Raw genomic sequence first — 23,067 nt, forward strand, 5'->3', positions numbered from 1 at the left:
AATGCAGGGCCTTTTTTTAGTCCTAAATTTTGAGTCGCTCCTACCGGAATGGCGATTCATCTCTGATTAATCTGAATCTATACAGGATACATACCCAGAACAGAGCTCGGCTTTGACTCTGCTTTTATCTTGTTTAGAATCGCGGAGGTTACGGTGAATCCCCCTAAGCGGAGGGGCTAAGACAGGTCAACATATCCTGTTGCCAGGAAGCGAATCAGGTTCTGTCTTTTCTGATTTACCGGGAGGCACCCGGCACCGAAACTTCATGATGTCACAATTTTCAGCAACTAAATCAAGGCTCACTTCGGTGGGCCTTTCTTGCATCTTGCAAGAATGATTAGTGCAAGAAGTAATGATTTTCGTAAGCAGTAACGGTTTGAAATTCCTATGGTAAAGGCTTAATAGTTCTTCGTGGGCTGTATAATTTTCCACCAAACATTATGAAACCTCCATTAATCCATTGTGTAACTTGTTGGGGGCGTACTCCCACATATCGAGCGAATTCTGCCTGGTTACCAGAAAAATAAATGTCGATGTATTGTTGTAAGTTCATTTTTATATTTCCTCTTAATTGATCTCTAAGAATCATTAATAATAATTTTAATTAAAAATATCATTGTCTCTTTGGGTTATTTGAAAATCCATTCATAAACAACTACATCAACCTTAGAACAGCATAGCTATAACGTAAAGTTTTTCACTTTATGTCATTCCTTTTTCATCCTCCTAATTGAACAGCGCCACGGCATTGCCGGGGGTGAGAGTATGTATCGCATGGACAAACTAACAACAGGCGTTGCCTATGGCGCTTCAGTCGGCAATGCCGGTTACTGGGGCCTGCAATTACTCGACAAAGTTAGCCCGTCACAGTGGGCGGCTATCGGTGTTATCGGAAGTCTGGTCTTTGGCTTTCTGACGTTTCTGGCAAACCTTTATTTCAAGGTGAAAGAGGACCGCCGAAAAATAGCACGGGGTGATTGATGGCTAATCTGAAGTCAAAGCTCAGCGCCGCAGTGGTTGGCCTGATTCTGGCTGGCGCGTCCGCCTCTGCCATTCTGGATGCTTTCCTTAATGAGAAAGAAGGTAATCGGCTTGTTGCCTATCTCGATGGTTCCGGTATCTGGACTATTTGCTGCGGGGTGACCCGTATTGATGGCAAGCCGGTTGTGAAGGGCATGAGATTAACCGCTGAGAAATGCGCTGAGGTGAACGCTATCGAGGAACGCAAGGCGCTGGCCTGGGTGGCGACCAATATCAAGGTGCCACTGACTGAGCCACAGAAAGCCGGAATCGCTTCGTTCTGCCCGTACAACATCGGCCCCGGTAATTGCCTCCCTTCTACGTTCTACAAACGACTGAATGCTGGTGACCGTAAAGGTGCGTGTGAGGCGATACGCTGGTGGGTGCATGACAAAGGTCGTGACTGCCGTTTAACGAAAGGGGAGGCAACTGGCTGCTACGGTCAGGTTGAGCGGCGGGATCAGGAATCTGCTCTGGCGTGCTGGGGGCTGGAGCAATGAAAGACACCAAAATAACTCTGGTTCTGGTCGCGTTGTTCCTGCTTATGCTGATTGGGTTGGGCGGCGCTGCGGTCTACTATCACGGTGAATACAGCGATCAGCAGACTGCTAACCAGCAATTGAAGATGGATAACGAGCGGCAGAGCAGTGTTATTGCTACACAGTCCCTGCAGTTCAACCGTTTTAACCAAATAGCCGCTGCTGTCCAGCAGTACGACGCACGAATCACGGCATCATCCCAGGAGAAGCAGATTGAATACCGGACGTTCCTCAAAACTGAGCCGACCTGTGCTCTCGCTGTGCCTGCTGGCGTTTCTGGCCGGTTGCTCGAGTACGCGAACAGTTTACGTGCCAGCGCAATGCACGCCAATTCCGGCATCACTGACAGCACCGGTGCTTACACCGCTGCCACCGGCACACTGACATATTGTCAGGCCGTACTGTGGATAGACCCGCTACTGACAGCGATAGATCAGGCTAACAGCCAGCTTGATGGCATCCGAAAGATTGAGAGAGCCCGGGAAACTGGCACACATTAAACCAAAAGATTTATCGTTGTCTGATGTGAATGCGTTAAAAAGAGCTCATTTTTGATTCAAAACTATGAGATTAACGAGTTAGCGATTTTTTCGGTTAGACGGAAATTTACTCGATTTCCGTTCCCGAAGATAAGAAATTAAGCAATAAATGGAAATTGCTAATAATAAAATTGCAAAAGTGAGAAGCAGCCACTCTTTCATACGACACCTCAAAAGCCATTATGAAAAATATGGATAGATAATGTTGTTGGTTTTTTAATCTACTTCAGAGGTGGTAATAATTAAAGCCCATGTACTGTAATTTACATTAGGCATCAATTGATTAGTTAAAGTGTATGGTTGAGGTCCGAAAAGTCTTAAATAAAATTTACGACCCAGGAAGAATTATGAAGGGTTGCGCGTTTATTTCTTGCTCATCTTTTGTATCGGAGCGAGCGATAACATAGTTTTCTTTATAAGATACAACATCATTTATATCTACCGCGCAATTGCAACGCTTACATTGCATCTGAGTAATTTGATCTCCTCTATCTGCGATGGCAACAATATGGAATCTATCATGTCCGCAAGATCTACAAAATAAATTAATAATTGACATGGTATTTCCTTGGATTTCAGTATTTGATATCAATAAGAATAGTCTCAAAGGTCCGATGAGTTAAGCGTTTTTTCGAAATCTTGATGTTTATCACACTTATTTTTTATGACCCAGTGCTTACCAACATATCAAAATCATAATTTCAAACTTGAAAAGAGGATTACCATGCCTGAAATCACTACTGAACAGAGCAACCAACTGGAACTACTGGCCACGCTGGGTTATGACACCGCAGCAACAAAGGTGGCTGTTGCTTTCATCCAGAACGACCCGTTCAAGCATCGCCTGTTTATCCAGCAGTACAGTCGTGTCTATAGCGAAACTGATATCGTTGCGCGCGCAACAAAAGCTGTGCAGGAATCGGTGGAAGCGATCACCGTGCTGAGCGAGATTACTGCAGCTACCGAATAACCTCACCGCCCGGGCGCAGGCCGTCGCCGTCTCCCCGCGTCAGCGTTGATCGGTAACTCCTGACCGTTAGCGCGCAGAGAGAATCAAAAACGCCAATACCGTGCTACCCCTGAATTCACGCAGGGTCGTTCACTCATGGTCGCTATCCGGTGCGATGGTAGACGAAACCGGGATTTTCTATGTCGAATGAAGAGTGCGAGTATTCCCGACCCATGCCGCCCGGCAGCCTGCCTAATGAGTTTCACGCATACACCAGGCTGATCCCCGCACCAGAAATCGGGGAGTGGGTGCAGAGCCAGATACTGTCTGTAGACGGCAATCTGCATAACCCAGACCACGGTCACCTGATTGACGCTGATCTGCGATTTATGTGGGCCTCCAGCGCGTTTGCGAAACAGGGGCGTACCGTGCTCGGCCAAGCGGAATCAGTGATGATGCGTGCCGGTGGCTGGCAGAAAGCGCGGATGGAGCAACAGATGTATGAGTGGTTCGGCGAGGTGCCGAAGTTCATCATCACCCTGGCTGCTGACTTTTGCGCTCAGTGCACGGATCTGGAGTTCTGCGCACTGGTTGAACATGAGCTGTACCACATCGCGCAGCAGGTTGATGAGTTCGGCGCGCCAGCATTTACCCGTGAGGGCCAGCCGAAGCTGACGATGCGCGGGCATGATGTGGAAGAGTTTGTGGGCGTGGTGCGGCGCTACGGTGCCAGCGACGACGTGCAACAGCTGATCGACGCCGCAGCGGAGCGGCCGGAGGTAGCGAAATTAGACATAGCCAGGGCGTGCGGCACTTGCCTCATGAAACTGGCGTGATTACCTGGACTGACCTGGACGGATGGTGAATTATGGCGGCGCTTAAAAATGACGTAAAAGCGTACATAGTTCAATCGCTTGCGTGCTTCGACAGCCCCTCTCAGGTGGTAGAGTCTGTCCAGGTGGAATTTCGGGTGAAAGTGACCCGGCAGCAGGTCGAATCCTACGACCCGACGAAGGCCAGCGGCAAAGCGCTCGCGGCGCGCTGGGTCGACATGTTCAACGCCACCCGCGCCCGTTTCCAGAACGAAATCGCCGATATCCCGATCGCCAACAAAGCCTACCGGCTGCGCGTGCTCGACCGCATGGCAACGCGTGCGGAGGGCATGAAGAACCTCGCGATGACCGCCCAACTGATGGAACAGGCGGCTAAAGAGGTGGGGGACGCGTACAGCAATAAACAGAAGGTGGAGCATACCAGCCCTGACGGCACCATGACCCCGAGGCCGACAACAATTCGACTGATAGGGGTAGAGCCAAAAGATGGAAAGCCAGGTTGATCTGCCTATCCCCGCAAAGCTGGTACCGGTATTTGCGACCGAAGGCGTGCGCTATCGCGGCGCATTTGGTGGACGTGGCTCGGCGAAGACCCGCACCTTTGCCCTGATGAGTGCGGTCAAAGCGTATCAGGCCGCAGAGAGCGGGCTGAGCGGCGTGATCCTCTGCGCCCGCGAGTATATGAACTCGCTGGAAGAATCCTCGATGGAGGAAATAAAGCAGGCGATCCGTTCGGTCCCCTGGCTCGATGACTATTTCGACATCGGCGAGAAGTACATCAGAACCAAAAATCGTCGGGTTGGTTATGTGTTCTGTGGCCTGCGGCATAACCTCGACAGCATCAAATCCAAAGCGCGGATTCTCGTCGCATGGGTTGATGAGGCCGAATCCGTTTCCGCCACGGCATGGAAGAAGCTACGCCCAACCGTGCGTGAGAAAGGCTCAGAAATCTGGGTAACCTGGAACCCGGAAAAAGATGGCAGTGCCACCGACAAGCTATTCAGGAAGAACCCGCCGCAAAGCTCGATGATTGTCGAGATGAACTACGGTGATAATCCATGGTTCCCTGACGTGCTCGAAGAAGAGCGACAGGAAGACCTGAGAAACCTCGATTACGCCGATTACGCGTGGATCTGGGAAGGGGCTTATCTCGAAAACTCCGATAAGCAGGTGCTGGCCAATCGCTACGTGGTTCAGGACTTTGCTTCCGACCTCTGGCAAAAAGCAGATCGCCTGCTGTTTGGCGCTGACTTCGGTTTCGCCAAAGAACCCAGCACACTGTTGCGCATGTTCATCCTCGATAACAGCCTGTACATCGAGTACGAGGCCTACGGGACTGGCGTTGAGCTGGATGATATGTGGAAGTTTTACGCTGGCAAGGAAGAGGCCAGGCCTAAGCAACTGGAGGAATGGAAGGTCACTGACGAAGCGAAATACCCCGGCATTCCTCAGTCCCGCAAATGGCCTATTAAGGCTGACAACTCGCGGCCAGAGACGATAAGCCACATTAAGAGTCAAGGGTTCAATATTGCTTCCGCTCAGAAGTGGCAGGGAAGCGTCGAAGACGGTATTACCTGCCTGCGCGGCTTTAAGCAGATCGTCATCCACACCCGCTGCAAAGAGACAGCCAAAGAGGCCCGGCTCTATTCGTACAAAACTGACCGCATCACCGGTGAGGTGCTCCCTGTCATTGAGGATAAGCACAACCACTGCTGGGACGCCGCTCGTTATGGCCTCGATGGCTATATCAAGCACAAGCCACAGTCAGCAGGGATGATGATTCCAAAGCGCCTGCGTGGCAGGTAAAACAAATTCACTGGAAACAGCATGAACAAAAACCTTCAACTGGCCGTCAACCATGCGTTGAACGACGCCCGGATGGCTCGCGCCCGCTTGGGAATGCTGTCACCGACCATGGGTCTGGATTCGAAGCGCAGCAGTGCCTGGTGTGAGTACGGATTTAAAGAGGATATCTGCTTCGATGATCTGTACAGCCTGTTCCGGCGTGGTGGTATTGCGCATGGTGCTGTGCGGAAGCTGGCCGGTGCATGCTGGCAGACCAACCCGGAGATTATCGAAGGAGAGGAGAAGGATGAAACCAGCGCAGTGACGGCCTGGGAGCGTAAGGCCAAAGCCGTATTTACTCACCGATTCTGGCGTGCCTTCGCTGAGGCTGATATGCGCAGGCTGGTCGGTCGCTACTCCGGCATTCTGCTGCATATTCGAGACAACAAAGACTGGAACCAGGCTGCCACACGTGGCGCAGGTCTGGAGAAAATCACTGTAGCCTGGGCTGGCGCATTAACCGTCAAGGAGTGGGACAACGGGCTTAACTCGCGAACGTACGGCCAGCCTAAAATCTGGGAGTACGTGGAGCACTCGCCTGGCGGCCAGCAGCGCAGGGTAGATGTTCATCCAGACCGTGTATTTATCCTCGGTGATTATACCGACGATGCGATCGGCTTCCTGGAGCCAGCCTATAACGCCTTCGTCAGCCTGGAAAAGGTTGAGGGCGGGTCCGGGGAATCCTTCCTGAAGAACGCAGCGCGCCAGCTCAATATCAACTTTGAGAAAGAGATCGACTTCGGCAACCTCGCGTCACTTTATGGCGTGAGCGTTGAGGAACTGCAGGACAAGTTCAACGAAACCGCCGTGGAGGTGAACCGGGGTAACGACGTCACGCTGACAACTCAGGGAGCAACGGTAACACCGCTGGTAACTTCCGTTGCCGATCCAGGGCCGACCTATAACGTGAACCTGCAGACTGCTGCCGCCGCGCTGGACATCCCGACAAAGATACTGGTCGGCATGCAGACGGGTGAGCGCGCGAGCACCGAAGACCAGCGTTATTTTAATGCGCGCTGCCAGTCTCGCCGCGGTGACCTGTCGTTTGATATCGAGGACTTCTGCGACAAGCTGGCCGATCTGAAAATTATCGATGCAGTGGCTCATAAGGCCGTGGTTTGGGATGACCTTAACGCGCAGACAGCATCGGAAAAGCTTGATAGCGCCCTGAAGATGGCACAGATCAACACGGCACTGGTCGCAACCGGAGAGCAGGCATTTAGTGGTGAAGAGATTCGGGTGGCAGCTGGTTATGAAGGTTCGCCGGAGCCGTTAGGAGAAACGGATGACGAAGAAGACACCGAAACCACCAATACTACCGGGAAACAATAAAGACCCGACCGGAGTAGATCGGCTGGAGCGGGGGGCAATGAAAGAGTTTGCCCGACGCATGAAGAAAATCGGCTCCGCATACGCCGAAGCACTCGAACGATTCCCTGCAACACTCGCAGTAAACGCCCGCTACGAATACCAGCTCGATCCCATTCTACTGACGATGGTCCTTAATGACGCCAGCCTGTTGGTCGATTCTGTGCTGCTGGACGGTGACCAGAACAATCTCTGGTTCACTGAAGCCTATGTTGAACCAGCAGCAACGCGTGGCACTGCGCAGGCATGGACAAACCTGAGTCAGCAATCAGCAGTGTATGCGGCCAGCACAGAGTCATTCCAGGCTCTCCTTCTTACTACAGCCTATCAGCGCCGCATGTCTCTGGTTTATGCCCGGGCGTTTGAAGAAATGAAAGGCCTGGCGGCAGACACTAAGCGCAACATGGCGCGCGTACTGACCGATGGGATCGGGAGGGGCCTGAATCCTCGCGAAGTGGCTCGCAACCTGCGCAACCAGTTGGGGATAGAAACTCGCCGGGCTAACACCATTGCCCGTACTGAAATTACCGGCACACTGCGCCGTGCCCGATGGGATGAAGCTACCGATGCACGCGATGTGCTCGGCCTGCGGATCATGCTCCTGCATTACTCAGCACTAAGCCCCACAACCCGTCAGAGCCATGCCATCCGCCATGCTCATCTCTACACCGTCGAAGCGGTGCGGGAGTGGTACTCAACAGGTGCAAACGCCATTAACTGCAAATGCTCGCAGGTGGAGACGCTGGTTGACGAGAAAGGGAATCCGCTCAATCCGAAGGTGATCGAGCTGTCCCGTAAAGAGTTCGAAACCCAGTGGCAAAAACTGGCCGCCAACAAATCACTATGTCATTGCTGCGCAAAGGCAGCCTGAGGTTAACCCATGCCAATGCAAGTCAACGTCACCACGCGGGTGAATAGTCAGTCTATTCGCCGTGAGGTTTATAACGGTCGCGATCACATCGTTATCCCAAGCTATACGCTGCCGGCTAACGTCATCATGAACAACGAACTTTATCCGGACTCGGAGATAGACGCCCATTATCAGGGGCTGGAAGGCACGCTTGCGCCACTTGGACATCCGACGGTGAACGGGCAGTTTGTTTCTGCCTTCTCTCCGGAGGGTATCAACGTTGGCTATGCCGGTGCCTGGAACCGCAACGTGAAGAAGTCGGGCAACCGTATTTATGTTGAGAAGTGGGTGGATGTACTAAAAGCCAATGAAAGCGCTGGAGGCAGGGAGCTTATCGAGCGAGTGGAAGCTATTGAGCGTGGTGAAGATGTTCCGCCGATCCATACCAGTGTTGCTGTGTTCCGTGATCAGCTTCCGGCCAGCGCCGAACAGAAAGCAATGGGAGCTGAGTTCGTAGTGAAGATCCACGCGATGGATCATGACGCAATTCTGTTGCACGAGGTAGGCGCTGCGACACCTGAGCAGGGAGTGGGCCTGATGGTGAATGCCGATCTGGCCAGGCCGTTGCAGGTTAACTCTGGCGTGCTGGTGGGTGAGTCCTACCGCGAGCGTGAAAGACGCCTCGAAAAAGCAGCGCGCGACCAGTTTGCGACCGGACCGGTCGATTATGCCTGGGTGGCTGATTTCACCGACTCGCAGGCGATCATTATTCGTAACGGGGGAGATGCACAGGTCTTCGGCTACACCTCTGATGGCGGAAAAATTACGTTTGAAGCCGATGGCACAAAGGTTACCCGTCAGGAGTCCTGGGTGGCGATTGCTGCTAACAAGTTCAAATCCTTTTTTACTCTGCAGGATGCCCCTGCAACAAACCACCGAACGGAGGGCGAGATGCCTTTAACTACTGAAGAGAAACAAGAGCTGATCACGGAAATCGGTAAAGGCCTGGCCGCCAATCTCGCTGACGCGCTGAAACCGGTAACCGAGCAAATCCAGCAACTGCAGACTAATCAGACGCAGATCACCGACGCGCTCACAGCCAATACTCGCGCTGAAGAGACAACCAAGCGTACTGCCGTTGCTGCTGTTCATGGTGAGATCGTGGCGAACGCGCTGTCCGGTGAAGCGCTAGATGCCATGTTTAAGTCACTGGGCGCTGCCGCACCGCTGGGGGCTAATTCCGCAACCAACCAGGCACCTACTGGCGCACCTGACTACAAAACCTACTTTAACGGAGGTGCCGCATAATGGCCCATTATCGCCGAGTAAATATTGACGGTCAGTCACTCTATAAGACTGAAACCCGTGTGGCCGTCGCTGCAATTCTTCCTGGTACAGCAGCTGTGATTAACAGCAGTGACCAGTTCGCGCAGGCCACAGGGGCAACTGGTCGCCTGTACATCATCGATGTCGCTTATCACCAGGGGCTTAAAATCACCGAACCGGTGCCAGCGGGTGATTCTGCTGTTGGGAATTATGTCGAAGAGGGACGCGAATTGGCGCTCCTCTGCGTGCCCGGCACCTACAAGAAGGACAGCCCGATCAAGCTCGGCTCAAATGGCCAGTTCACGCTGGCTACCTCTGACACCGACACGGTGATTGGTTACAGCCAGGATGAAGCGACGATCGCTGCCAGCACCACCGACTTTATCCGCGTGCGTATGCGCGTCGGTACCGTAGCCTCAGGCGCGTAATCAGGAGAATACAATGTACTTTACCGCTGAAACACTGGCTGCAAACAGCCGCCTGCGTGCCCACTGGGGTGAACTGTGGGCCAACCGCGATATCTTCAACACCCAGCACAATCTGATGGTGAATGCCTACCGTAGTGGCATGACGCCTGAAATGCTGGCGGCTAATGCTGTGGGTGGCTTTACTCGCGAGTTCTGGGCCGAGATTGACCGCCAGGTCATCCAGATGCGCGATCAGGAAGTCGGGATGGAAATCATCAATGACCTGATGGCGGTGCAAACCGTGCTGTCGATCGGCAAAACGGCAAAGCTCTACACCGTAGCCGGCGATATCGCCGATGATGTTTCGGTGAGCATTGACGGTCAGGCGCCGTACTCCTTCGACCACACCGACTATGACAGCGACGGTGATCCGATTCCGGTTTACACCGCGGGATACGGTGTGAACTGGCGTCATGCAGCAGGACTCAGTTCTGTGGGCATTGATGCCGCGCTCGACGCGCAATCCGCGAAGATGCGCAAATTCCACAAACGCCGCGTAAAAGGCTATCTGGACGGTAATGCCACAGTGTCAGTTGATGGCCTCAAGTCTCAGGGTATCCGCACACACCGCAACACGGCCAAGATCAACCTCGGTTCAGGTGCCGGTGGCGTTAACATCAACCTGACTACTGCCACCCCGGCTCAGTTACTGGCTTTCTTTGGCCCGACCGGCGCTTTCGGCCTGACTGCGCGCGCGAACAAAGTCACGGTCTACGATGTGCTTTGGGTCAGCGACGAAATCTGGGCAAATATGGCTAAGCCATACCTGATTGAAGTCGGCGGTGGTACAAATGCGATGGTGAGCGGCACTGTGCTGGATGCTATTTCGAAGTTCATTCCGGCAAAAGAAATCAAGCCGACCTACGCGCTAACCGGTAATGAATTCTTCGCTTACCAGCGCCGACAGGACGTGATCACCCCGCTGGTTGGTATGGCCGTTGGCGTTGTTCCGCTGCCTCGCCTGATGCCGCAGAGCAACTACAATTTCCAGATCATGTCTGCTGAAGGTCTGCAGATCAAGAAGGACGGCGAAGGTCTGTCCGGCGTGGTCTACGGCGCTAACCTGGCATAAGGGGAAAATCATGACTGAAAAATACCAGGTAACCAAGGCGTGGCATGGTGTGGCTGTTGGAGATGTTGTGGAACTGGAGAAGCTCCACCCGTCACTCATGTCCCACGTGCTTAAGCTGTCCGATAACGCTGCATCCGGTTTTGCTCCTGCCACGCCGGACGGGACGAGCGAGAAGCAGGCCCGTAAACTGGCCATCGCCAATCACCTGACTGAACTCGGGATTGAGTTCAAAGGCAACTTGGGAGCTGAGAAGCTCGCGGAGCTGCTGCCGGATGGTGAGCTGGAAAAGCTTTTCCCCACTGAATAATGACCGCCGCCCTGGCGGTTTTTTATGCCCTGTTTCGGCAGGGCTGCGAGGTTTTCATGGTCACCCAGGAACAGGCAAAACAGTATCTGGAGAGCCAGGGCATTACTTTGCCTGACTTCATTCTTGGCGCGCTGGTTGAGCAGGCAAACGGTATTCAGGAGTGTCTGGATGCTCACTATTCGCCAGCTACAGCGCTACTTATCCAGATGTACCTGCTCGGTCTCATGGGGCTGGGGCAGGGAGATAAGTACATAAGCTCGCAGTCAGCACCTTCCGGCGCATCCCGTTCATTTCGTTATGGCTCGTTTGCCGATCGCTGGAAAGGCTCGCTGGGGTTGTTGCGTGGCCTGGATAAAAAGGGGTGTGCAACAAGCCTCATCCCTGCGGACCCGACTCAACAGGCTTTTGCTGGCATCTGGATCGGCAAAGGAGGCTGCATGTGTGGAGGTAAGTAATGTCCGAACCGAAAGACGAGCCGGAAGAAAATCCGGACCGCGAGAAGTGCCCGGACTGCCCCGGCTGCCCGGATCAGCATCTGGAGTATCTATTGTGAGCAGCGCAGCCAACTGGAGCTACACCGCGACCGCGACAATCTGGCGGCGCATACGCGATGCTGACGGTAGCGATACCGACGGCGGAGGTCAGCCGTACGGATGGGAAACGCCGATCGCTATTCTCTGTGACTACCAGGGCGGGCTCTCTGCGAAGATCGGTGATATTGGCCGGGAAATTGTGGTCAAGAATACGATTTGGACGGAGTACGCCGAGGCCAGGCAGAGTGATTACATTCTGATCGGGGCATCATCAGCATCAGTACCGCCTGAAGAGGCCGATGAGATACGGCAGGTGATTCGCTTCGCTGATACGTTCGAGCGACTGGCGGACGATTTTGCACTGATTACCGGAGTCTGATTATGGGCGCTAAAGTTCGCGGCATTCGCGAGGCTAAAGCTAACCTCGATCGCATTATCAAGGGCGTTCAGGGGCGAAAGGTTGTTCGTGCGTTGCAGTCGGCAATGCTCATTGGCAGCTCACAGGCGGCGCTTTATACGCCGATTGACACATCAACGCTCATCAACAGCCAGTTCCGGGAAATCACTGCTAACGGCGTCAGAGTGACCGGTCGTGTTGGTTATACGGCGTCTTATGCAGTCTTTGTTCACGATCCGGAAGTGAAACAGAACTTCAGGCGCTCGACCGCGCAGAAAGAGTTCTTAAAGAAAGGCTTCGAAGACACCCGCAGCCTGATCGACGCGGCGGTTAAGAAGGAGCTGAAGCTATGACACCGGCGATGTATATGCGCCTGAAAGACCTGTTTGTCGCCGAAGGGCTCACTGCCGGCTTTAAGGTGCAATGGCGACAATGGCGGGACTCAGGCAAAGATGCCGATCAGTTCATCGTATTCCGGCCATCGGGCGGTACCAATCTCGAGTACGACCGCGGCGGCGACTGGTATGTGATGGTCGATGTTATCGCGTCCAAATCGAATCCTGATGCCGCAGATACAGCGGTCAACGCCATTGTTTCCTATATCAGCGCGCAGATCGATGCTGACGACTGTGTTGGTGCGCTCAGCCTTGTTGGCAGCATTCCGTCAGCCATACCCACTGAGGAGGGCCGGTTAGTTACCCGGCTGCTCGTCTCATGCACATACGGCGAATAATCGCCAGAATCAACCATCAGGCTGCCATCTGGCGGCCTTTTTTATTTGAGAGGTACACATGCAGGGCTGCCAGAATGACACCGGTAAGCTGATCGGGAAAACAGCGGTACTCCGCATGGCTTATGGCTGTGCTGATACTGTTCCGGCTCTTTCCGAATGGAAGCGCCTGGGCGCGCTAACCACGAAAGGTTTTGACTACTCCATGAATACCGTCACCTCTGAGGCTGACGATACGAAAGGTCTGGTTGAGAACCTGGTCAACAATATGGACTTCACTATTTCTGGTGAAGGTGAGTTCCGCAAGAAGGACAAAGGAACCGAAGTTGGTGCCATCGCTATCTCGAAATACATTTTCGATGAAGTGCAGGCTGGCCGACAGCCGACCCTCTGGGTCCGTTTCGACTTTGTCGGTGAAGATGCCGGCACCTACATCATGGGGTATTTCAACACCACATCATGGTCTGGCGACTTCGGAACATCCGACATTTCTACTTTCTCCGGCGAGTGGAAAGTTGCCGACGCAGACACCGTCGTCTTTGAGGTGGCAGGCCCGTCGCTGGCGTTCAACACGAATCTGACGGCAACCAAAAGCGTTGCGGCCGGATCGGCTCTGAATATGCCAGTGGCGGTGGCGGGAGGTACGGCGCCTTATACCTACGTCTGGAAGAAAGACGGAGCGGTTATCAGCGGACAAACGACGGCCACGTTTAACAAGGCCAGTGCTGTGGCTGGTGATGCCGGCGTTTACACCTGCGAAGTCACCGACTCTTCAGCTTCAACGGTAAAAATCACTTCAGCTGCGTGCACTGTCACCATCAGCTAACGGCCCGATACCGCGTGAGCAGTACAAAGGGCGTTCCGGCGCCCTTGATACTGTTTATGGAGCAACTATGAATCCGATTAAAGAGTTAGGCGAATGCGTGATCGGTACCGATGACCGGGATTACTTTTTTCGTCCGTCATTTCGCAATATGGCGCGTATTGGTGAGCCGGCTGAAATCGTCCAGGCTTTCTATGACCTGTGCAACGATGAGGTCACGCCATTACTTCATCGTGCCGCCCAGGCCTATATCCGCGACGATTACAGCAGCCTGCCTGACTGTGTACAGCGCTTTATCCAGAGTGGATTATTAAATCGCAGGGCTATCATGGCCGCTCATACCGTTCTGACCGCGTGCTGCGACGATGATATCGGGGAGTTGGTCGGATGGATGAGGCCAGGGAAGACGGGAAAGCGCGGATTTGTCTGGCGGCCCGGTAGCATGCCGCCAGAAAACATGGTTATCGTCGCGCAAAACCTGATGATGCACGGCATCGTCGGCAAAGCGAAGGTGCGCAAACTGCAGCGCTATGAGTCAAATGATACCACTGCTGAGTTTCGTGGTGCCGAGTACATCATGGCGGCGCGTAATCACTTTGGCATCAGTCGGGGCGAGGCTGAGAATCTCACGATGACTGAGTTTGCCATGATGATTAACGTCAAATACCCGAACCAGAAAGGCTTTACCCGGGAAGAGTACGACGAAGTCATGGATGAAGACGATCGCCGCTGGCAGGCAATGATGGCGCAGGAACAGGGCTGACGTCGGATGATATTTTGCTCGCAAATCGAAAATGAGAGCGAAAACAAGTGAAAAAAATACAGCTAGCTAATAGTGATGACGTCAGTTAATCTCCAATGGTTCCTAAAGGGTTCCAAAAAAAAATCACATTTAGATATGATTTAATTGAGAATTATAAGGAGTTGGTTGCTTTTTCTTTGGTTTTTCTGATCATTTTCGGAGATTTTTTTGAAAATAACCAATAAACACTACGGGAACCTGATGCTCTCAACCGATCTTGAGATGGCCGGTCTACTATCGGGTGATCTTATAGTCTCTTATGGTTGTACAGCACTTGTTAGTGGCATTGTAGCCGGAAGAATCTTTGTTGAGTCTGGAGGAAGACTTTTACTTAATGGCTCAGCTTTGAACGGGATTACTAACAGAGGTGGTATTGTAGAAATATATGGTGTTGTGGATGGTGGAATCGAAGAAATTTCTGGTGAAACAGTGATTAGTTCGCGAGCTGTTGTACGCTAGCAATTTGATGATTTGTTCAGGTGCTCGGAAATGAGCATGCTTCCCATTGCGCCGCTTCCCCGCTACGATCTGGTGACTTGTTACTAATGGGGATAGGGATGTGAAAAAAATCTTGCTGGTAATTTCTTTTTTGTTGGCGTGTAACACTGCAACAGCATCAGATAAAATGACTGAAAAGAACAAAAAATGGCTATTAACTCAACCCGGAGTATCTGAGATAGGGTGCAACTCTTTTGAAGATAGCACATACTCTTTCACTAAGAGAGATGGATTCTATATAAAAGAATCATCCTTCAAGAAGCCAAAGCTTTTTGAAGATAGTAAACTTGTGTGTGATCTATGGGCTGATATGGATGATCGGGAAAAGCCCACGCTTTATGTCATTGAAGAAGCAAAAATAGATGATGTTAAAGTTAAATTATTTCAAAGTGGCGGCTCTGGTACAGTAGGAAGAGAGTATAGTGACAAGGCATCATGGCAATTTGGTTGTAAGACTGACTCTATGACCGATGAGTATAATTGCCATATTTATCAGAAGCACCTTTATATAGTAAAAGATAAGGATGGCTATCATGTCATCGTCGGTTCTGAACATTTCCCGAAAACTCACTCCTTCATCAGAATTGGCAATGAAAAACCTATAGAGTCAGGTGATGATGGTGTTTTCCCTGCAGAACAGTCTGGTGAAATTATCGAAGCGCTATCATCAGGAAGCAAAGTAAAGACACGATACACAAAGTGGCCATATGAAAATCCAGTGGATGAAAATATTGATATGAAATATTTTGATGTATCCAAAAAGGTGTTGGATGTTATTTTTGAAAGCCATAATTGATCAGTAAAGTCATAAAAACCTCGCTGCGGCGGGGTTTTTTTATGTCCGGAGAAAATTAAATGTCAGAGAACGCAGGTGGAATTTATTACGATATCGAAATGGATGTGCGCGGATTACTGACTGCACAGCAACGTGTCAATCAGCGCCTCGATCTGATGGAGCGTGGTTTCGACAGCACAACACGGTCTATTAATAACACTGAACGCTCGATGTCCAGCCTCTCAGGTGTTGCTGTAGCGCTTGCCGCTGCGCTCTCTGTGAAGCAGGTTTCTGAATACGCTGATGCCTGGGCTACCGTAAATAATAAATTAGCCAACTCGCTGCGTCCGAATGAACAGCTCGCGGAAGTGACTGAGCGCGTATTTAACATTACTCAGCAGACGCGCGGCAGTTTAGATGCCACTGCTTCGCTTTATGCGCGCCTGGAAAGGGCGACCCGGCAGTATGGGACAAGCGCTGGCGATCTGAGCAAGCTGACGACGATCATAAACCAAGGCTTTGTGGTTTCAGGTGCGACAGCGCAAGAAGCGGAAAACGCAATAATTCAGCTGTCCCAAGGCCTTGCGTCCGGCGCTCTGCGTGGTGAGGAATTTAACTCAGTAAATGAGCAGGGTAACCGCCTGATCGTCGCGCTGGCTGACTCCATGGGAGTCAGTATCGGTCAGATGCGGAACATGGCCGCACAGGGCAAACTAACGACAGATGTGGTGGTAAATGGCCTGCTTTCTCAGGGGGCGGTGATTGGTGCTGAGTTTGCCAATACGACCACGACGATTAGCCAGGCTCTTCAGGTTGCCGGGAACAACATCACAAAGTTCTTTGGTGAAAATTCCACCGTAAAGACGGCGGCGGGAATTTTTAATGATGCAGTCGTTAGCGTAAGTGAAAATATCAGCGGACTGAGTGCTGCATTGACGGCTGTCGTAGCAGTAATGGGTAGCCGGTATATTGGCGCACTAACAATGGCTGCAACTGGAAAAGTAAAACTGGCAATAGCTACACGTGAAGAAATAGTCGCAGAGAATCAAGCGGCACAGGCTGCGGCCAACAAGGCAACTGCAGATCTTCGAGCTGCCGCTGTAGCAAAGGAACGTGCGCTGGATGAGGTACGTGTTGCACAGGTAATGCGTAACTCTTCTATTACTGCAGCGAACCTTGCTGCTGCAGAGGTGAGGCTTTCTGCCGCCAGACTTGAAGCTGCGACGCTAACTGATAATTACAATCGGGCGCTTGTAGCAAACACCGCTGCGCAGTCGGCTGCAACAGTAGCCGCAGAACGGGCGAGTCTGAGTGTCACAACCCTGGCATCAAAGGCGCTGGGTCTTATCGGTGGGCCTGCAGGAGCAGCAATGCTGGCAGGTGCCGCAATTTATTACTTTTATCAGAAGGCGAAGCAAGCCAAACAAGAGGCTATTGATTTCAGCGATACGCTGACTGGTTTAGTCAGTAAAATGAAGGATATGTCTCAAACTCAGATCGCTGCTGAGATTGCAAAAGCGACGCAGGCAATAAGCGTCCAATCAGATATGATTGATGATCAGCGGCAACGAGTTGATGGATTAATTGGTGTAATTGAGAGTTATAAGCGCTCACAGCGTATTTATGGCGAATCTACCCGTCAGATGGAGAATATGCAGGAGGCTCAGAGGAAGCTCGCTATCGAGCAAGGGCGGCTTGAGGAAATGGAGCTTCGTTATAGCAGAACCAAAAATCTGACCAGCATGCTTCAGGCTCAATATAACGGGTTGCTTGTACAGGGGATCGATTTGTTGAGCCGGGACGGGCATGAAGCAGGCGTGGCAACTGGAATAATGAACCAACTCGGCAAAGCAATGAATTTTGCTGCAGGGGCGAAAGAGAGATTCAATGCGACAAGCCTGGTTGTTACACGCCCTAAAGATATTCAGGACTATCTGGATGGGCAGCAGGAACAGATTGACCTTCAAAGCGAGTTTAATGAGCGTAAGCGTGAGCAATTGAAAGCGGAGATGGATATTCGCAATCTGGCTAAAAAGGGTACCGATGCCAACCCTGAGCAATTGGAGCGCGATGTTTCTTTGGCCAGAGAAAGGGCTGGCGTTAGCTTCGACCAGAAAAAGGCAGAGGAACAAAGGCGCAAAGAGCAGCAGAAAAGCGAGCAGCAGGATAAAAAATCCGCATCGTCCGCTGAATCGGTGGCGCAGAAACTGGCCAGCCTGCAGCAGCAAGCAGCGCTGACCGCTGATTCAACGCAGGAGCTTACCCGTGCACAGGCCATCCAGCGCGCCGAGCAGTCGCTGGGTAAGGGCGCAACAGCATCTCAGATTCAGCAGGCCCATGATTATGCTGCCGCCATCTGGGATACAGCAGCTGCCATCAAGGCGCGCAATGCCATTCCTGAGCTGAAAGAAAACGCTGACTACACTGCGCAGAAATCGCAGCTGGAGATGCTGAAGAGTGCAACGGATGCCAACGGCAAACTGCTCATCAGTCAGGAGCAGTACAACGCTGCTTCCGAGCAACTGGAGCAGGGCCATCAGGTTCGGCTTTCGAAAATCCGGGCTCAGCAGGTGAGTGCCAACCCGATAGCAGAGGCACGGGGTGAGATTGATCCGGTTCAGGCGCTGGCGAACCAGAACAACCAGAAACTGGCCCTCATGCAGCAGTATCAGCAGCAGGAGCAGGCGATACTCAAGCAGAGCTACCAGTCTGGCAGCATCACCTACGACCAGTATGTTGCTGCACGGCAGGATACCGATGCTCAGTATCTGGCGCTGCGCACAGCGCAGGAGAACCAGTTTAATCAGCAGATGACCGCAGCGCAGTGGGAGCTGCTCAGCCAGCAGGGCTTGGGCTACAACATGCTGACGAGCGCGGTGGACTCTTTCGCCGGCAACGCATCGAATGCACTGACGGGCCTGCTAACCGGCACCATGTCTGCACAGGAAGCCATGCGCTCTCTCGGCAACACCATTCTCAACAGCGTGCTCAACTCTATCGTGCAAACCGGCGTTGAAATGCTGAAGAACTTCATCGTTTCCCAAACGCTTGGTGCCGCTACACAAACGGCTAATGCTGCCGCAGCAACGGCTGGCGGTGCTGCAGCGCTTGCGGCCTGGACTCCTGCAGCGATTGCCGCATCTATCGCGACTGCAGGCACGGCATCGGCAACCGGTTTAAGCGCTTATCAGACGGCGCAGACTGCCGGGCTGGCAATGAGCGTTTTGGGTGCGCGCAAAAACGGCGGTCCGGTATCAGCTGGTGGTCTGTATCAGGTAGGCGAAGGCCGCAGGCCTGAAATCTACCAGGCCAGCAACGGCAGCCAGTACATGATCCCCGGCGATAACGGGAAGGTGATCAGTAATAAGGATATCAGCGGTGGCGGGGGGATCACCATCATCAACCAGATTGAGAACTACTCCAGCGGTGCGATGGTGGATACCCAGGCCAGCAGCGACGGTAACGGCAACGTGACCATCCAGACTATTGTCACCGACATCGCAAACGGCGGCCAGATAGGCCAGGCCATCTCTAACTATCACAACGCCCCTCGCAGGGCACGAGGATGATATGGCTATCCCATACCCCGACTGGCTGCCGCTGGCGCAGAAGTCCAACAAAAATCCGAAGACGGACACTGGATTTCGCACCGATCAGCCGCAGATCGGCGCGCCAATCTTCCAGAAACTCACCGACGACCTGAAAACTTCGTTCTCTCTGACGTGGATTTTCACCGAGTACCAGCACCGGGTGTTTATGCAGTGGCTGCGCCGCCCGGACTACCTCGACAATGGCAACCAGTGGTTCACCATGCAGATCGGGACAGGGACTGGCGATAACGGGTTAGAGCTGCTGGAGCTGCATTTCACCGCATACCCGACGTGGAGCCAGTCCGGGAGCGTGTTTACCTGGACCGGTGATGTAATCTGCCGCCAGCTGCCGAATTCCGACGACGACTACGGCGACCTGATGATCGAGCTGCCGCCGCCGTGGGGCAGCATCTTGGACGAAGTCATTACCGAGATAATTCCGGAGGCATAATGCCAACACTGCGCGAAATCAGAGCGCAGAGGCCCAATCGCATTCAGTACGAAACAATCACCTTTCATCACTCAACTTTCGGGTATGTGCGCCTGGTCAACAACCAGATTTTCGCCAAGCAGCTGGCCGGAACCGCTTTCGAGCCTTGCCGGTTTGAGCTGACGGAAAGCCAGCAGAGCAATACCCCCGTAATCGACAGCACCCTGAAATTCAGCCGACTGGCCAGCGACTTTAAGCAGAAGCTCAAAGCGTGGCGCGGCTATTCCCGCATCACGCCGATAACCGCCACGTTTGCGCTGTACGACGCGGATCAGGTGACGCTGCTGAAATCTTGGGTGCTTTACGTGAGTGACTGCAATCTTGATGAGTCTGATGTGAACGTGTCTCTGTCGATGACCAACCCACTCAACAAAAACGTAGGGCTCCTCTATGACCCAGCTGAATGGCCCGGATTGGTTAACGGGTAGTGACTTCGCCCGGTCGATGATCGGCGTGCCCTGGGCGAACCGGGCGTGCTCGATGCAGGCCTGTGACTGCTGGGGACTCGTGGTGCTGTATTACCGACATGTGGTCGGTGTGGAAATTCACCACTCGCCGGGCTACGAAGCGGCCAACGACTTTATCAGCTGTTTCGCTGAAGAGGTGGTGTTCTGGCAGCCGGTACCGGTACCGCAGGAGGGCGGCATCTTTATTGGGTACGACGGCAATCAGCAGGCGCACGTCGGTTTAATCATCGATGGCCGTGCACTGCACAGCCGCGGCGAAAATGGAGCAGTGCGCAGCGATCGCCTGTCAGCGGTCGAGAAGGTTTTCACCAGAGTGGAGTACATGATTTATGCCGGTAATTGAACTGCAGCGGGTACCCGGCGCGCCAAAGGAGCGGATTAGCGTTCCGACCGGTACCGTGCTGGCCGACTGGCTGCTGAGCGCCGACATTCACTCGGATGTGGTTGTCGTGATGAATGGCCGCGAACTGGGGCTGGATGAAGAGGTAGGGTTTGCGCTGGAGAATGGCGATCGGGTGCAGGTGTTCGATCAGCCGAAAGGCGTGATCGGCAAGGTGCTCAGCCCGGTATTTAAAGTCATCTCTAAAATCTTCTCCTTCCTCGCGCCGAAGTCGTCGTTTTCGGTCGCTGATAACAACAGCAAGGAGAGCCCGAACAACAAGCTGACCGGGCAGACAAACGTGGCGCGCACGTACCAGGCCCGGCCCGATGTGTACGGCCAGGTGCGTTCGTATCCGGACCTGATTCAGGAGTCCATGTTCGAGTTTGTCGACAACGTGAAATACGTCACCGAGTGGATGAATTTCGGGATCGGGCGCTACACCGTTGACAGCGTGCGCTACTCAGAATCGAACCTCGGCTCACTGGCCGGTGCCAGTTATCAGGTGTTCGAGCCGGGGCAGGTAATACCGGTAATTTACGAAGGGTTCGAGTTCGACGACGTGGACGGGCAGGAGCTTCCCGGACCGAATGAAAGTGAAGACTTCCCGGCTTACACCGCCACCGCCACGACCGTTATTTCCGGTGAGCTGGCGGGCGGTCAGATAGCGATGAAGATCCTCAAACAGGATGAGTTCGATTACTTCTACAGCCTGGCATTCCCGCACGCCGTGACGTTCGTTATCAACGTGACTTACAACACGGCCAGCGGCAGCGTGACACGTGACGTAACGCTGAACGCCAATCTGTTTAATGCGACGCTTACCGATGACGGTGAACTTGTAGATCCGGAACGGTATTACACGTTCTACTTTGATGAGCTGAGCGGCGGCGATGCGCAGGAAATCCCGACTGATGCGACGATCAACACCACCAAATTTGTGCTGAACGACAACCAGCCGCTGGTTATCGGCCCGTTCTTCGCGCCGCTCGAGGGCGATCAGTTGTGGGTGCATTTTCAGGCCCAGCTCGGCAATGACAACTGGGCGAACTACACCGGGACCATCTGGAAAATTGACGATGACAATAATCAGATCCCCGACACCGTTCAGACCTTCAGCGGCGGCCTGTCGAACAGCAGCGGCGGCAGCGACACGTTGTACCGCACCGACAAGATAACGCCGGTAGCGGGTTATGGACGCTATGCGGTGCAGATTGTCCGCACAAACAACAGCAACGATACAAGCGTGCTGCAGCTGACAGAAATTCACTCTGTACGCATCCGCACTAACGAGGTCCATCCGGACGATACGCTGGTACGTGTCACCATCCGCGCGACAGAGCAGGCAACCGGCGTTCGTGAGCGCAAATACAACGCGCTAATCACCCGGCACACCATCAGCTACAACATGGCCACGCGGCAGGTTGATTACACGTTGCGTCCGTCCCGCTCGTTCGCTGACGCGCTGGCTCATGAATGGCTGGTGATCGGCAAAGAGGCAACCGGCACCATCGATCTTTACGGGCTGTATGAGATAGCCGCCAGCCTCACTGGTCCGCGCCTGGGATATTTCGATTACACGTTTGACGACGAGGATATATCGTTAGGCAGCAGGGCGCAGAGCATCTGCGATGCGGCCAGAGTCATCGCGTTCTGGGAAGATGGCGTGTTGTCGTTCGTGCGCGATGAGCGCGTGCTTTATCCGGCCACGACGTTCAACCGGTCGAACATGACCGCCGACGAATACAAAATCACGTACGAAATGACCATGCCCGGCGGTTATGACGGGGTAGAGATTGAGTATGTCAGCCCGGTAACGAACAAAAAGACCTACATTCGCTACCGGATCACCGCCACCGGCATCGTTGAGCAGGCCGCTGAATCGCCGCTGAAGATTAAGCTTCTCGGCTGCCGCAACGAGTATCAGGCGCGCGACAGGGCGCTGCTGGAAGTGAACCGGCTCGTTTACTCACGCGGGAAGATGACGTGCACAACGCTTGCCGACGGGCAGTACGTATCTGTCGGTGATGTGGTACAGGTGCCTGACACATACGACGTCAATCAGCAGTCCGGATACATCGTGAAGCGCACCGGCAATAACTTCGACACCAGCGAGGCTATCGCTTTCGCCGGCGCGATGTTTGTCACGGTCACTGACAGCCTTGGCAGAACGTCGGCGCGCTACCCGGCAACGGTTCGGGCGGATACGCGTTTCGGCTTCACTGCGCCGCTGCCGGCCATCGCACTGAACATCTGGGACGGCTATGAGGTTCAGTCGCCGTCACGCTACGTCATCGCCACTCAGGAGGAAATGGACGCCACTCTCTGGCGTGTCGATGAGAAGAAGCCAAACAGTGACGGAACGACTGCTTTCACACTGTCCGAGTACAGTGACCTGATTTACCCCTGACAGCTTTTTATCTACCAACAACCCGGCCACCGCGCCGGGTTTTTTATTGGAATAATTA

At 53.2% G+C, this 23,067-nt stretch carries 28 protein-coding genes; 26 read left to right on the plus strand and 2 right to left on the minus strand.

From position 1 onward, the window contains the following. Positions 1–765: 765 nt before the first annotated feature. The 3 genes from OMR58_RS24685 to OMR58_RS24695 are packed head-to-tail and all read left to right on the plus strand — an operon-like array spanning position 766 to position 2,059. Entirely contained in the window at positions 766–981 is a 216-nt protein-coding gene (locus OMR58_RS24685) for a class II holin family protein (RefSeq protein ID WP_105595037.1), read from the plus strand. Beyond that, entirely contained in the window at positions 981–1,520 is a 540-nt protein-coding gene (locus OMR58_RS24690; protein ID WP_264547204.1) for a lysozyme, read from the plus strand. The genes OMR58_RS24685 and OMR58_RS24690 overlap by 1 nt, the downstream gene beginning before the upstream one ends. Next, positions 1,517–2,059, plus strand: coding sequence for a hypothetical protein (locus tag OMR58_RS24695; protein WP_264547205.1), 543 nt, complete (start codon positions 1,517–1,519; stop codon positions 2,057–2,059). The genes OMR58_RS24690 and OMR58_RS24695 overlap by 4 nt, the downstream gene beginning before the upstream one ends. Before the next feature lie 78 nt (positions 2,060–2,137). Here OMR58_RS24695 and OMR58_RS24700 read toward each other — a convergent pair whose 3' ends face one another. Further along, positions 2,138–2,260 carry a small membrane protein gene (locus OMR58_RS24700; RefSeq protein WP_146114193.1) on the minus strand — a complete coding sequence of 41 codons (123 nt, stop codon included), beginning with the start codon at positions 2,258–2,260 and terminating at the stop codon, positions 2,138–2,140. Positions 2,261–2,426: 166 nt separating this feature from the next. Further along, a complete protein-coding gene (locus OMR58_RS24705) occupies positions 2,427–2,657 on the minus strand; it encodes a hypothetical protein (protein WP_146114192.1) in 231 nt (76 codons plus the stop codon). A gap of 165 nt (positions 2,658–2,822) precedes the next feature. Between OMR58_RS24705 and OMR58_RS24710 the strand changes: the two genes are divergently transcribed. From OMR58_RS24710 to OMR58_RS24820, 23 genes are all read left to right on the plus strand, one after another. Continuing rightward, positions 2,823–3,068: a DUF2560 family protein gene (locus tag OMR58_RS24710; RefSeq protein ID WP_105595034.1), complete on the plus strand. Its 246-nt coding sequence runs from the start codon at positions 2,823–2,825 to the stop codon at positions 3,066–3,068. A 179-nt stretch (positions 3,069–3,247) separates the two neighbouring features. Further along, positions 3,248–3,883, plus strand: coding sequence for a putative metallopeptidase (locus tag OMR58_RS24715; RefSeq protein WP_264547206.1), 636 nt, complete (start codon positions 3,248–3,250; stop codon positions 3,881–3,883). A 32-nt stretch (positions 3,884–3,915) separates the two neighbouring features. After that, positions 3,916–4,383: a DUF2280 domain-containing protein gene (locus OMR58_RS24720; RefSeq protein WP_200544095.1), complete on the plus strand. Its 468-nt coding sequence runs from the start codon at positions 3,916–3,918 to the stop codon at positions 4,381–4,383. Then, complete coding sequence (locus tag OMR58_RS24725) at positions 4,367–5,686, plus strand: PBSX family phage terminase large subunit (RefSeq protein WP_264547207.1); 1,320 nt, start codon at positions 4,367–4,369, stop codon at positions 5,684–5,686. Before OMR58_RS24720 ends, OMR58_RS24725 begins: the two co-directional genes overlap by 17 nt. Positions 5,687–5,707: 21 nt before the next feature. Next, complete coding sequence (locus tag OMR58_RS24730; protein ID WP_264547208.1) at positions 5,708–7,057, plus strand: anti-CBASS protein Acb1 family protein; 1,350 nt, start codon at positions 5,708–5,710, stop codon at positions 7,055–7,057. Further along, positions 7,011–7,964, plus strand: a complete 954-nt coding sequence (locus tag OMR58_RS24735) for a phage head morphogenesis protein (RefSeq protein WP_264547209.1) — start codon at positions 7,011–7,013, stop codon at positions 7,962–7,964. The genes OMR58_RS24730 and OMR58_RS24735 overlap by 47 nt, the downstream gene beginning before the upstream one ends. A 9-nt stretch (positions 7,965–7,973) precedes the next feature. Beyond that, positions 7,974–9,251, plus strand: coding sequence for a hypothetical protein (locus OMR58_RS24740; protein ID WP_264547210.1), 1,278 nt, complete (start codon positions 7,974–7,976; stop codon positions 9,249–9,251). Next, a complete protein-coding gene (locus OMR58_RS24745) occupies positions 9,251–9,697 on the plus strand; it encodes a gp53 minor capsid family protein (protein WP_264547211.1) in 447 nt (148 codons plus the stop codon). The genes OMR58_RS24740 and OMR58_RS24745 overlap by 1 nt, the downstream gene beginning before the upstream one ends. Positions 9,698–9,710: 13 nt before the next feature. Beyond that, a complete protein-coding gene (locus OMR58_RS24750; RefSeq protein WP_205067803.1) occupies positions 9,711–10,808 on the plus strand; it encodes a major capsid protein in 1,098 nt (365 codons plus the stop codon). 10 nt (positions 10,809–10,818) lie between these two features. Then, positions 10,819–11,115 carry a hypothetical protein gene (locus OMR58_RS24755; RefSeq protein WP_264547212.1) on the plus strand — a complete coding sequence of 99 codons (297 nt, stop codon included), beginning with the start codon at positions 10,819–10,821 and terminating at the stop codon, positions 11,113–11,115. Between the two features lie 56 nt (positions 11,116–11,171). Then, on the plus strand, positions 11,172–11,570 hold the full coding sequence (locus OMR58_RS24760) for a DUF7370 family protein (RefSeq protein WP_205067812.1): 399 nt from the start codon (positions 11,172–11,174) through the stop codon (positions 11,568–11,570). 94 nt (positions 11,571–11,664) lie between these two features. Continuing rightward, the gene (locus tag OMR58_RS24765) at positions 11,665–12,027 is read left to right on the plus strand and encodes a hypothetical protein (RefSeq protein ID WP_264547213.1); all 363 of its coding nucleotides are present in this window, start codon (positions 11,665–11,667) and stop codon (positions 12,025–12,027) included. A gap of 2 nt (positions 12,028–12,029) precedes the next feature. Then, complete coding sequence (locus OMR58_RS24770; RefSeq protein WP_205067806.1) at positions 12,030–12,398, plus strand: HK97 gp10 family phage protein; 369 nt, start codon at positions 12,030–12,032, stop codon at positions 12,396–12,398. Further along, positions 12,395–12,778, plus strand: a complete 384-nt coding sequence (locus tag OMR58_RS24775) for a phage tail termination protein (RefSeq protein ID WP_205067807.1) — start codon at positions 12,395–12,397, stop codon at positions 12,776–12,778. Before OMR58_RS24770 ends, OMR58_RS24775 begins: the two co-directional genes overlap by 4 nt. Before the next feature lie 58 nt (positions 12,779–12,836). Beyond that, complete coding sequence (locus OMR58_RS24780) at positions 12,837–13,601, plus strand: immunoglobulin domain-containing protein (RefSeq protein WP_264547214.1); 765 nt, start codon at positions 12,837–12,839, stop codon at positions 13,599–13,601. A 67-nt stretch (positions 13,602–13,668) separates the two neighbouring features. Continuing rightward, on the plus strand, positions 13,669–14,361 hold the full coding sequence (locus OMR58_RS24785; RefSeq protein WP_205067809.1) for a DUF6246 family protein: 693 nt from the start codon (positions 13,669–13,671) through the stop codon (positions 14,359–14,361). Positions 14,362–14,568: 207 nt separating this feature from the next. After that, the gene (locus OMR58_RS24790) at positions 14,569–14,859 is read left to right on the plus strand and encodes a hypothetical protein (protein WP_200559680.1); all 291 of its coding nucleotides are present in this window, start codon (positions 14,569–14,571) and stop codon (positions 14,857–14,859) included. A 100-nt stretch (positions 14,860–14,959) separates the two neighbouring features. After that, on the plus strand, positions 14,960–15,694 hold the full coding sequence (locus tag OMR58_RS24795; protein ID WP_205067810.1) for a hypothetical protein: 735 nt from the start codon (positions 14,960–14,962) through the stop codon (positions 15,692–15,694). A 59-nt stretch (positions 15,695–15,753) separates the two neighbouring features. Next, entirely contained in the window at positions 15,754–19,242 is a 3,489-nt protein-coding gene (locus OMR58_RS24800; RefSeq protein ID WP_264547215.1) for a tape measure protein, read from the plus strand. 1 nt (position 19,243) lies between these two features. After that, the gene (locus OMR58_RS24805) at positions 19,244–19,714 is read left to right on the plus strand and encodes a hypothetical protein (protein ID WP_264547216.1); all 471 of its coding nucleotides are present in this window, start codon (positions 19,244–19,246) and stop codon (positions 19,712–19,714) included. Next, complete coding sequence (locus OMR58_RS24810; protein ID WP_264547217.1) at positions 19,714–20,181, plus strand: hypothetical protein; 468 nt, start codon at positions 19,714–19,716, stop codon at positions 20,179–20,181. Before OMR58_RS24805 ends, OMR58_RS24810 begins: the two co-directional genes overlap by 1 nt. Beyond that, on the plus strand, positions 20,144–20,563 hold the full coding sequence (locus OMR58_RS24815; protein ID WP_264547218.1) for a C40 family peptidase: 420 nt from the start codon (positions 20,144–20,146) through the stop codon (positions 20,561–20,563). Before OMR58_RS24810 ends, OMR58_RS24815 begins: the two co-directional genes overlap by 38 nt. Next, positions 20,550–23,009, plus strand: coding sequence for a host specificity factor TipJ family phage tail protein (locus OMR58_RS24820; protein WP_264547219.1), 2,460 nt, complete (start codon positions 20,550–20,552; stop codon positions 23,007–23,009). Before OMR58_RS24815 ends, OMR58_RS24820 begins: the two co-directional genes overlap by 14 nt. Positions 23,010–23,067: the final 58 nt, after the last annotated feature.

Source organism: Erwinia sp. INIA01 (assembly GCF_025947915.1).
Lineage (GTDB): Bacteria > Pseudomonadota > Gammaproteobacteria > Enterobacterales > Enterobacteriaceae > Erwinia > Erwinia coffeiphila.

Coding starts and splice junctions, on each gene's coding strand:
- OMR58_RS24735 (WP_264547209.1), top strand. CDS start 7,011: ATGACGAAGAAGACACCGAAACCACCAATACTACCGGGAAACAATAAA.
- OMR58_RS24780 (WP_264547214.1), top strand. CDS start 12,837: ATGCAGGGCTGCCAGAATGACACCGGTAAGCTGATCGGGAAAACAGCG.
- OMR58_RS24775 (WP_205067807.1), top strand. CDS start 12,395: ATGACACCGGCGATGTATATGCGCCTGAAAGACCTGTTTGTCGCCGAA.
- OMR58_RS24690 (WP_264547204.1), top strand. CDS start 981: ATGGCTAATCTGAAGTCAAAGCTCAGCGCCGCAGTGGTTGGCCTGATT.
- OMR58_RS24785 (WP_205067809.1), top strand. CDS start 13,669: ATGAATCCGATTAAAGAGTTAGGCGAATGCGTGATCGGTACCGATGAC.
- OMR58_RS24720 (WP_200544095.1), top strand. CDS start 3,916: ATGGCGGCGCTTAAAAATGACGTAAAAGCGTACATAGTTCAATCGCTT.
- OMR58_RS24755 (WP_264547212.1), top strand. CDS start 10,819: ATGACTGAAAAATACCAGGTAACCAAGGCGTGGCATGGTGTGGCTGTT.
- OMR58_RS24710 (WP_105595034.1), top strand. CDS start 2,823: ATGCCTGAAATCACTACTGAACAGAGCAACCAACTGGAACTACTGGCC.
- OMR58_RS24750 (WP_205067803.1), top strand. CDS start 9,711: ATGTACTTTACCGCTGAAACACTGGCTGCAAACAGCCGCCTGCGTGCC.
- OMR58_RS24685 (WP_105595037.1), top strand. CDS start 766: ATGTATCGCATGGACAAACTAACAACAGGCGTTGCCTATGGCGCTTCA.
- OMR58_RS24810 (WP_264547217.1), top strand. CDS start 19,714: ATGCCAACACTGCGCGAAATCAGAGCGCAGAGGCCCAATCGCATTCAG.
- OMR58_RS24725 (WP_264547207.1), top strand. CDS start 4,367: ATGGAAAGCCAGGTTGATCTGCCTATCCCCGCAAAGCTGGTACCGGTA.
- OMR58_RS24705 (WP_146114192.1), bottom strand. CDS start 2,657: ATGTCAATTATTAATTTATTTTGTAGATCTTGCGGACATGATAGATTC.
- OMR58_RS24745 (WP_264547211.1), top strand. CDS start 9,251: ATGGCCCATTATCGCCGAGTAAATATTGACGGTCAGTCACTCTATAAG.
- OMR58_RS24770 (WP_205067806.1), top strand. CDS start 12,030: ATGGGCGCTAAAGTTCGCGGCATTCGCGAGGCTAAAGCTAACCTCGAT.
- OMR58_RS24715 (WP_264547206.1), top strand. CDS start 3,248: ATGTCGAATGAAGAGTGCGAGTATTCCCGACCCATGCCGCCCGGCAGC.
- OMR58_RS24760 (WP_205067812.1), top strand. CDS start 11,172: ATGGTCACCCAGGAACAGGCAAAACAGTATCTGGAGAGCCAGGGCATT.
- OMR58_RS24700 (WP_146114193.1), bottom strand. CDS start 2,260: ATGAAAGAGTGGCTGCTTCTCACTTTTGCAATTTTATTATTAGCAATT.
- OMR58_RS24820 (WP_264547219.1), top strand. CDS start 20,550: ATGCCGGTAATTGAACTGCAGCGGGTACCCGGCGCGCCAAAGGAGCGG.
- OMR58_RS24695 (WP_264547205.1), top strand. CDS start 1,517: ATGAAAGACACCAAAATAACTCTGGTTCTGGTCGCGTTGTTCCTGCTT.
- OMR58_RS24805 (WP_264547216.1), top strand. CDS start 19,244: ATGGCTATCCCATACCCCGACTGGCTGCCGCTGGCGCAGAAGTCCAAC.
- OMR58_RS24815 (WP_264547218.1), top strand. CDS start 20,144: ATGACCCAGCTGAATGGCCCGGATTGGTTAACGGGTAGTGACTTCGCC.
- OMR58_RS24800 (WP_264547215.1), top strand. CDS start 15,754: ATGTCAGAGAACGCAGGTGGAATTTATTACGATATCGAAATGGATGTG.
- OMR58_RS24730 (WP_264547208.1), top strand. CDS start 5,708: ATGAACAAAAACCTTCAACTGGCCGTCAACCATGCGTTGAACGACGCC.
- OMR58_RS24740 (WP_264547210.1), top strand. CDS start 7,974: ATGCCAATGCAAGTCAACGTCACCACGCGGGTGAATAGTCAGTCTATT.